This is a genomic window from Rouxiella badensis, from assembly GCF_002093665.1.
Classification (GTDB): Bacteria; Pseudomonadota; Gammaproteobacteria; order Enterobacterales; family Enterobacteriaceae; genus Rouxiella; species Rouxiella badensis.
Window position 1 is genome coordinate 24,295 of sequence record NZ_MRWE01000048.1, and the last position, 8,614, is coordinate 32,908.

Consider the following 8,614-nt stretch of genomic DNA (forward strand, 5'->3'; position numbering starts at 1 on the left):
CTATTAGGCAGCACGTTCGACCAGAGTGCGGGGCGGAACGTGCATGACAGGCATTATAGGGAGATATAGTAGGTTAGCTGTTTCCCCGCTGGCAAGCCTGCTGAACATAGTTGTTGTGATTCCCCTGAATCGCGGCGATGCGATTATCGCGCTCACACTCCCATGGCGTCACGGGATACAGCTTATCCCAGGCGGTAAACAGCTGCGTTTGTTGACGCGACAGGTTCAGATGGTAACGGTCACGCATGTAGAAATAGGTGCGTGCAATAGCACCACGGGCGCGAGCAGGGGGTTCTGCAACCTTGTTTTTAAAATCGATCTTCATCTCACAGCGTCCGTATTGGGTCGCAGTTCCATTCCATTGGCCGTACTGGAAGTTATTGCGGTCGCCGTTAACCTCACCTATCGCGGGTTGCAAATTATGCAGGTCGGTTTCAATCTGGCGATAGCCCGCGTCTTTGGCGCAGTCCTTACGCCCGCCGTTCTGCCAGCACTGGCGCTGGTGTCCAAATTCCCATGCCGGGACCACGTGCTCCCACTCGATCCTGTCGGCGCGCTGGGCATTTTTACGCACACTGTAGCCGCACGACTGGAGGTCAGGCGTCCCTTTTTTGCCGCTCCAGCTCACCCTACAGCCGCAGTAAAAGGTCGGTGCATCGTGATTAACTTTAACCGCTGCAGCCTTCGCCTGGCTGAAGTTATTAATAGTAACGCCCTCGGTGGAGCGGCTAAATGCGTTAAAAGACGAGAGTGCAAAGAGGGGCAACAACAGCAAAATTTTACGAGACATATTCCAGAGCAGCCTGATATTCAAAGCGGGCAGGGTAGCGGATGTCAAACAGGCTATCAATGAGATAACTGATATATTTTAATGAGTTAAACGATTGGCTTAGTCGCGTCTTTAATGAGGGTGGGCGGCCTTGAAGCGCAGTAATGTTCCACAGTGGCTACAGCGATATTCAGCCTCTTGACGCAGGACTTTATTGTGGCGACGCACGGTGAGTTGATGGTCACGGCACTGGCAGACATAGGGATAGGTTTTGCTCTGTACCGAGGTCACGGTGAATTGGTGCGTGCGGCTGGCTGAGACCTCAAGCACGGATTCCATCATCCAGCGCCACTCCTTACCGTGCGGGGCCGCCGCGCGGCCAAAATGTTTATAGACCAGCAGGTGCGCGAGCTCGTGCGGCACAACTTCGTCTACGAACGCCTGTTGGTTTTCGAGCAACAAGACGGGATTGAGGCGAATTTGCCAGTATTGCAGGTACGCGGTACCCGCGCTGGTACCTCGTTGCTGATAGTTGAGTTCAGGTTCAGGATACGCGGTTTTGAGTTTCTGGTTGGCAAGCTGTAATTTCTCACGCAGGCAGCGCATTACGGCTTGTTGCAGGGCAATCGGGATTCTGGTGCTTTTCATCATTAAAGCATAAATCTGACGCCGAGGTTTGTGCAAGCGGATTGGGCCGTAAATAGCAAAGGCGCTCAATGAGCGCCTTTGCAGATTAATCAGCGGGAAGACTAGTCGCCAATGTTTTTCAGCGGTTTACCGCTCATCAGGTTGCGCTCGATGTGTTCCAGAGAAACGTTTTTAGTTTCCGGAATCAACGCCAGGGTGATGAAGATAAACACCAGGTTCAGACCGCCGTACACCCAGAAGGTGTTGGCATTGCCCAGGCTATCAAGCATGGTCAGGAAGGTTGCACCGACAATCATGTTGGCAATCCAGTTGGTCGCGGTTGATACGGTGATACCAAAATCGCGGCCCTTAAGCGGCTGGATTTCAGAACACAGGACCCAAATCAGCGGACCCGCACTCATCGCAAAGCCAACGATAAACATCAGCAGCATCGCAATGGAGAAGTATTTCGCGCCCATGGATTCGACGCCAACGTGCAGCATTGTGCCCAACACGCCCATACCGACGGCCATAACCAAGAAGCCCAGAATCAGGGTCGGTTTACGGCCCCAACGGTCAACCAGACCGATGGCGATAAAGGTCGCCAGAACGTTGACCAGACCGACGATTACCGTGCCCCACATCTGCTCGGCGTTGCTTGCGAACCCGGCCAGACCGAAGATTTTCGGTGCGTAGTACATGATGACGTTCATACCGGTGAACTGCTGCATAACCTGAAGCAGAATGCCGAGATAAACCGCGCGGCGGAAGTTTTTGTTGTTGGTGAACAGTGCCCAGCCGCTTTGTTTTACCTTCAGACTTTCGCGGATTTCGTTCAGTTCGTTTTTAGCCTGCTCGCTGGTATCACGCAGTTTTTCGAGTACGCGACGCGCTTTCTCGTCGTTACCGCGAGCCGCCAGCCAACGTGGGCTGTCTGGCAGGAAGAATACGCCAATCAGCAGCAGCAGGGCAGGGATGGTGATCACGCCCAGCATCCAGCGCCATGAGCCGGTGTAGCTCAGGCCGGTGTCGGAAAGGTAGGCCGCCAGAATACCGATGGTAATCATCAACTGGTACATGGAGATCATGCTGCCACGAATTTTTTCTGGAGCAATTTCAGAAAGATACAAAGGCGCAGTGTAAGATGCCACGCCAACCGCCAGACCCAGCAGCACGCGAGCGATAATCAAAACTTCGGTATTGGGCGCCAATGCAGAAGCCAGCGAGCCGAGCACGAACAGTACCGCACCGATCATCAGGCTATACTTACGGCCAATACGGAAGTTCATCCAGCCACTGCCTACGGCACCCACGGCTGCACCGAACATCATGGAACTTACCACCCACTCCTGCTCGTGGCTGGAAATCTGAAAATCGTGACTAATAAAGGGTAATGCGCCTGCGATTACGCCGATGTCCAGACCGAATAGCAGCCCAGCCAATGCGGCGAGAAAACAGACAAAAAAAGTCACACTCTTATTAGAGCGCTTCTCTGCCTTATATGACGTTGAGATACTCATCCTGCCTCCAAAATGACAATAATGCTTAGCCTGATATGTTATTTGCCCTTAAAGCCCCAAAAAGTGCGCCAGATCACAGTGTTGTAATCGCTTACACTTATTCCGAGGTGGAGAAACGTATATTGGCGAGCTTTTGTAATACTTTGTTTAGGTGGGCGCGTTAGCGGTTAAAGGTTTTAGTATATCCAATGATTTAAAGCAATCAATTGTTGTTTAACTGTTATTTACTATTGCTGTAATTATCTAATTCGTAAGAACTTATAATCTGTAACCGCTTTCATTTTGAGGCGATTCCGAAAGACCTTCAAATATAAAAAAACCCCGCCACCAGGGCAGGGTTCTTTCTCATTCAGGCGATTAGCCCAAACTTATTTCAGACCGGCAGCTTCACGCAGCTGAGCGGCTTTGTCGGTTTTTTCCCATGGGAAATGTTCGCGACCGAAGTGACCGTATGCAGCCGTCTCTTTATAGATTGGGTGCAGTAGGTCAAGCATCTGAATCAGGCCATAGGGACGCAGGTCAAAGAACTCGCGTACCAGCAGGGTCAGTTGCTCGGTAGGCACTTTCTCGGTACCGAAGGTTTCAACCATGATGGAAGTCGGTTCTGCAACGCCGATAGCGTAAGAAACCTGAATTTCACAACGGTCAGCCAGACCAGCAGCAACGATGTTTTTCGCAACGTAGCGAGCTGCATAGGCCGCAGAACGGTCAACCTTCGAAGGGTCTTTACCAGAGAATGCACCGCCACCGTGGCGCGCCATACCGCCGTAGGTATCAACGATGATTTTACGACCGGTCAGACCACAGTCACCCATTGGGCCACCGATAACGAAACGGCCAGTCGGGTTAATGTGGTATTTGGTCGAAGCATTCAGCCATTCGCTCGGCAGAACTGGCTTGATTATCTCTTCCATCACCGCTTCTTGCAGGTCTTTCAGATTCACGTCTTCAGAGTGCTGAGTCGACAGAACGACCGCGTCAATACCGACAATTTTACCGTCGTCATATTGGAAGGTGATCTGGCTTTTCGCATCTGGACGCAGCCAAGGCAGTGAACCTGATTTACGTACGGCGGCCTGCTGCTGCACCAGACGGTGAGCGTAAGTAACTGGTGCTGGCATCAGCACGTCGGTTTCGTTGGTTGCATAACCAAACATCAGACCCTGGTCGCCCGCACCTTGCTCCAGCGGATCGCTGCGGTCAACACCCTGATTAATATCAGGAGATTGTTTACCAATAGCGCTCAACACGGCACAAGAGTTCGCGTCGAAGCCCATCTCGGAGTTGATGTAGCCGATTTCACGCACGGTATTACGGGTGATTTCTTCGATATCAACCCACGCACTGGTAGTCACTTCGCCACCCACTAAAACCATACCGGTTTTAACGTAGGTCTCACACGCCACGCGCGCTTTTGGATCTTGTTCTAAAATCGCGTCGAGAACGGCATCAGAGATTTGGTCAGCGATTTTGTCTGGATGTCCTTCTGAAACAGATTCGGACGTAAAGAGGTGTTTAGCCATTATCTTCTTTACCTTTCATACGACGGTTAGAGACTGCTGCCAAACAGGCAGCTTGAAAATAGGACAGATTTTGAGCCCATCCCTGAAGCCGTTTGACGGTGGGTCAGAGTAGACGGATTAACATCTGGATGGCTATTTTAGGCTAGCTTGTCAGGTGATTGCCAGCCCTTTTTTACTGCACCCGTATTCATATTGTGCCGGATTTGCGTGATATTCACTGTTCGAAACAGCTTTCACCTTATTTTCATTTTGCATTTTTACAGGGTTCTCGGTATAAACGCCCCCGCGCTGGCATGTTTCATTCAGAAGCGATTTACGCAGCGTATTCCAGTAATTACTGTTCTCTTTATGCCCTATATGGCCGGATGTCCGCATGATTTGCGTGGCACCTGTGGAGGTGGTTAGGTTAATGACCCACTTTTTACCGCTTGTTACATTTCAACAGCATCCTCAGCAGACGCATTTAATTTCTGCGTCCCACCACTGTGAAAAAATTCTGTCATCTATCCGATGCTATAAACAGCGTGTCTCTACACCGCATGTATATAGACAGGTCAGCGACAGACATTTTGGCGCTACTCAAGATTCCAGGGCCGGTTAACCGCCCTTTCCTGAAAAAATTTTGATGTAGCCTGCGACTTTTGGGGCGTGTGTCCCATGGTTTCCCCGACTCGTTTCACGGAGTCTGACAACGTGATTTACAATTATATGAGTGATCAACTTTGCTATAGGGTTGAGGCACCGAATTTTGTTCGGCGTTTCTCGGCTTTGTCTGGGTTGTTCTCACCTGTTGTTACTGCGATAGTGGCTGGCCATGCTGTCAGTGTAGAAAAGGGTATTAACTATGTCTGATGACATGCAGTCCCACCGTCCGTCTCATGCGGGCGACAGTGTTTCTTTGCGCTCCATGCAGGAGGTTGCCGTGAACGACCGTGATGCCAGCAAAATGCTGCGCACTTACAATGTTGCCTATTGGGGTAACAATTACTACGACGTCAATGAGCTTGGCCACATTAGCGTATGTCCGGATCCGGACGTGCCTGCGGCCCGCGTAGACCTGGCCCAGCTGGTTAAAGACATGCGTGAACAGGACGGCCAACGTCTTCCCGCGTTGTTCTGTTTCCCACAAATTCTGCAACACCGTCTGCGCTCGATTAACGCCGCGTTTAAACGCGCGCGCGAATCATTTGGCTATGAGGGTGACTATTTCCTGGTTTATCCCATCAAGGTAAACCAGCACCGTCGCGTCATCGAATCACTGGTTGAATCCGGTGAGCCGCTGGGCCTTGAGGCCGGTTCTAAAGCCGAGCTGATGGCCGTACTGGCGCACGCCGGTATGACCCGTTCGGTGATTGTCTGTAACGGCTATAAAGACCGTGAATACATCCGTCTGGCGCTGATTGGCGAGAAGCTGGGTCACAAGGTTTATCTGGTCATCGAGAAGATGAGCGAGATTAAGCTGGTGCTGGAAGAAGCCGAGCGTCTGAACGTTATCCCGCGTCTGGGCGTACGTGCACGTCTGTCTTCTCAGGGTTCCGGCAAGTGGCAGTCGAGCGGCGGCGAGAAATCTAAGTTCGGTCTGGCGGCGGCACAGGTGCTGCAACTGGTCGAGATGCTGCGCGAAGCGGGGCGTCTTGAAAGTCTGCAACTGCTGCACTTCCACTTGGGTTCGCAGTTGGCCAACATCCGCGACATCGCCACTGGCGTCCGTGAGTCGGCGCGTTTCTACGTTGAACTGCACAAGCTTGGCGTGAACATTCAGTGCTTCGACGTCGGCGGCGGCTTGGGCGTCGACTACGAAGGGACTCGTTCCCAGTCTGATTGCTCGGTCAACTATGGCCTGAACGAATACGCCAACAACGTTATCTGGGGTATTGGTGATGCCTGTAACGAACACGGCCTGCCGCACCCTACGGTCATCACCGAGTCTGGCCGTGCGGTTACCGCGCACCACACCGTGCTGGTGTCCAACGTTATCGGCGTTGAGCGCAACGAGTTTACTCCGCCAGTTGCCCCTGCTGCCGATGCGCCGCGCGCGCTGCTGAGCATGTGGGATACCTGGAACGAGATGCACGATCCTGAAAACCGTCGTTCGCTGCGTGAGTGGCTGCACGACTGCCAGATGGACCTGCACGACGTTCACTCGCAGTACGCGCACGGTATTCTGGACCTGACTCAGCGCGCCTGGGCGGAAGAGATCTACCTGAATATCTGCAACATGATTCAGCAGCAGCTTGACCCGAGCAACCGTGCGCACCGTCCAATCATTGACGAGCTACAGGAGCGCATGGCCGATAAGCTGTACGTTAACTTCTCGCTGTTCCAGTCAATGCCGGACGCGTGGGGTATCGATCAGCTGTTCCCGGTGCTGCCGTTGGAAGGCCTCGACAAGCCACCGGTTGGCCGCGCCGTGCTGCTCGACATTACCTGTGACTCCGACGGGATTATCGACCACTATGTTGACGGCGACGGCGTAGCAACGACCATGCCGATGCCGCCTTATGATCCGGAAAATCCTCCGGCGTTGGGCTTCTTTATGGTTGGTGCTTACCAGGAAATCCTTGGCAACATGCACAACCTGTTCGGTGATACTGCTGCGGTAGACGTGTTTGTCTTCCCTGACGGCACCATCGAAGTCCAGCAGTCTGACGAAGGCGACACCGTGGCCGACATGCTCGAATACGTACAGTTGGACCCGAACGTACTGCTGGCCCGCTTCCGCGATCAGGTTAAAGAAACCGATCTCGACGCCGACCTGCAGCTGCAGTTCATCGAAGAGTTCGAGAGCGGTCTCTACGGTTATACCTACTTAGAAGACGAATAAGTTAAGAACAGCCTCGCCGAACATCGCTCGTGCGAGGCTTTATATAAGGATAAGTCATGAGCACTTTGGGACATAAGTTTGATAACTCGCTGGTTTCCAACGCGTTTGGTTTTCTGCGTTTCCCGGTTAATTTCGAACCGTACGACAGCGATGCCGAGTGGGTGATCACCGGTATTCCTTTCGACATGGCGACTTCTGGTCGTTCAGGTTCGCGTCTGGGCCCGGCGGCTATCCGTCAGGTATCCGTCAATCTTGCGTGGGAAGGCAAGCGCTGGCCGTGGGATTTCGACCTGCGTGAGCGCCTGAATGTGGTTGACTGCGGCGACGTAGTTTACGAGTTCGGTGATGCACAGAGCTTGGTCAACAATCTTGAAGAGCACGCCGACAAGCTGCTGGCCTCCGGCAAACGCATGCTGTCCTTCGGCGGTGACCACTTTGTGACGCTGCCGCTGCTGCGCTCGCACTTCAAGAAATTCGGCAAGATGGCGCTGGTTCACTTCGATGCGCACACCGATACCTACTCCAACGGCAGCAAATTCGACCACGGCACCATGTTCTATCATGCGCCGAAAGAAGGGCTAATCTCTGCCGAGAACTCGGTGCAGATTGGTATCCGTACCGAGTTCGACAAAGATCTCGGTTTCACCGTTCTCGACGCCGCTCAGGTCAATGACCGCACCGTTGACGATATTTTGGCGCAGGTTAAGCAGATTGTTGGTGACCTGCCGGTGTATCTGAGCTTCGACATCGACTGTCTGGACCCGGCGCACGCGCCTGGCACCGGTACGCCAGTGATCGGCGGCCTGACCTCTGACCGTGCGCTGAAGCTGGTTCGCGGCCTGAAGAATCTGGACCTCGACATCGTGGGTATGGACATCGTTGAAGTTGCCCCAGCCTACGACCAGTCTGACATCACTGCGCTGGCCGCGGCGACGCTGGCCCTGGAAATGCTTCACGTGCAGGCGGATAAAAAAGGCGCGTAAGCGTTTTAACCTTCTGACTAACACGTACACGAGACCCGGCATTGCCGGGTCTTTTTGTTTCTTTCTGTCTCGATCCCGCACCGATATTTATAAAACCGCAGCGAAAACAACATCTCCTTATAAGCCGTGTGCCGTGATTGGTTTTTAACAGCGGGGGCGATATAGTTGGGTAGACTAAACACTCTCTGCCCAAAGCGCTTGTTTTCTGAAGTGTGTCCCGTGCAGTAATAGAGATTGCCGTTTTAATACGTAGTCTGAGAAAATGATTTTTTCGACTGCTTTTTTAATCCGACCTGGAGTAGAACATGTCCTCTCGTAAAGAGCTTGCGAACGCTATCCGCGCACTCAGCATGGACGCCGTGCAGAAA

7 protein-coding genes are annotated in these 8,614 nt (G+C 52.8%); 3 read left to right on the forward strand and 4 right to left on the reverse strand.

What is annotated here, in order from left to right; translation table 11 throughout:
• Positions 1–73: 73 nt before the first annotated feature.
• From endA to metK, 4 genes are all read right to left on the reverse strand, one after another.
• Positions 74–790, reverse strand: a complete 717-nt coding sequence (gene endA, locus BS640_RS20585) for a deoxyribonuclease I (RefSeq protein WP_017491906.1) — start codon at positions 788–790, stop codon at positions 74–76.
• 111 nt (positions 791–901) lie between these two features.
• Positions 902–1,417, reverse strand: coding sequence for a SprT family zinc-dependent metalloprotease (locus tag BS640_RS20590; protein WP_026110536.1), 516 nt, complete (start codon positions 1,415–1,417; stop codon positions 902–904).
• 101 nt (positions 1,418–1,518) lie between these two features.
• Positions 1,519–2,916 carry a sugar porter family MFS transporter gene (locus tag BS640_RS20595; RefSeq protein ID WP_017491908.1) on the reverse strand — a complete coding sequence of 466 codons (1,398 nt, stop codon included), beginning with the start codon at positions 2,914–2,916 and terminating at the stop codon, positions 1,519–1,521.
• Between the two features lie 368 nt (positions 2,917–3,284).
• On the reverse strand, positions 3,285–4,439 hold the full coding sequence (gene metK, locus BS640_RS20600; RefSeq protein ID WP_017491909.1) for a methionine adenosyltransferase: 1,155 nt from the start codon (positions 4,437–4,439) through the stop codon (positions 3,285–3,287).
• A gap of 844 nt (positions 4,440–5,283) precedes the next feature.
• Between metK and speA the strand changes: the two genes are divergently transcribed.
• The 3 genes from speA to BS640_RS22420 form a co-directional block, all read left to right on the forward strand.
• Complete coding sequence (gene speA, locus BS640_RS20610) at positions 5,284–7,263, forward strand: biosynthetic arginine decarboxylase (protein WP_017491911.1); 1,980 nt, start codon at positions 5,284–5,286, stop codon at positions 7,261–7,263.
• 56 nt (positions 7,264–7,319) lie between these two features.
• Complete coding sequence (gene speB, locus BS640_RS20615; protein ID WP_017491912.1) at positions 7,320–8,246, forward strand: agmatinase; 927 nt, start codon at positions 7,320–7,322, stop codon at positions 8,244–8,246.
• Positions 8,247–8,551: 305 nt separating this feature from the next.
• Positions 8,552–8,614, forward strand: a 63-nt coding sequence (locus BS640_RS22420) for a hypothetical protein (RefSeq protein WP_374193410.1), incomplete at its 3' end; no start/stop codon positions are given.

Excerpts from the sequence above, each read along its gene's own strand:
- endA (WP_017491906.1), bottom strand. The coding sequence starts at position 790 with ATGTCTCGTAAAATTTTGCTGTTGTTGCCCCTCTTTGCACTCTCGTCT.
- BS640_RS20590 (WP_026110536.1), bottom strand. The coding sequence starts at position 1,417 with ATGAAAAGCACCAGAATCCCGATTGCCCTGCAACAAGCCGTAATGCGC.
- BS640_RS20595 (WP_017491908.1), bottom strand. The coding sequence starts at position 2,916 with ATGAGTATCTCAACGTCATATAAGGCAGAGAAGCGCTCTAATAAGAGT.
- metK (WP_017491909.1), bottom strand. The coding sequence starts at position 4,439 with ATGGCTAAACACCTCTTTACGTCCGAATCTGTTTCAGAAGGACATCCA.
- speA (WP_017491911.1), top strand. The coding sequence starts at position 5,284 with ATGTCTGATGACATGCAGTCCCACCGTCCGTCTCATGCGGGCGACAGT.
- speB (WP_017491912.1), top strand. The coding sequence starts at position 7,320 with ATGAGCACTTTGGGACATAAGTTTGATAACTCGCTGGTTTCCAACGCG.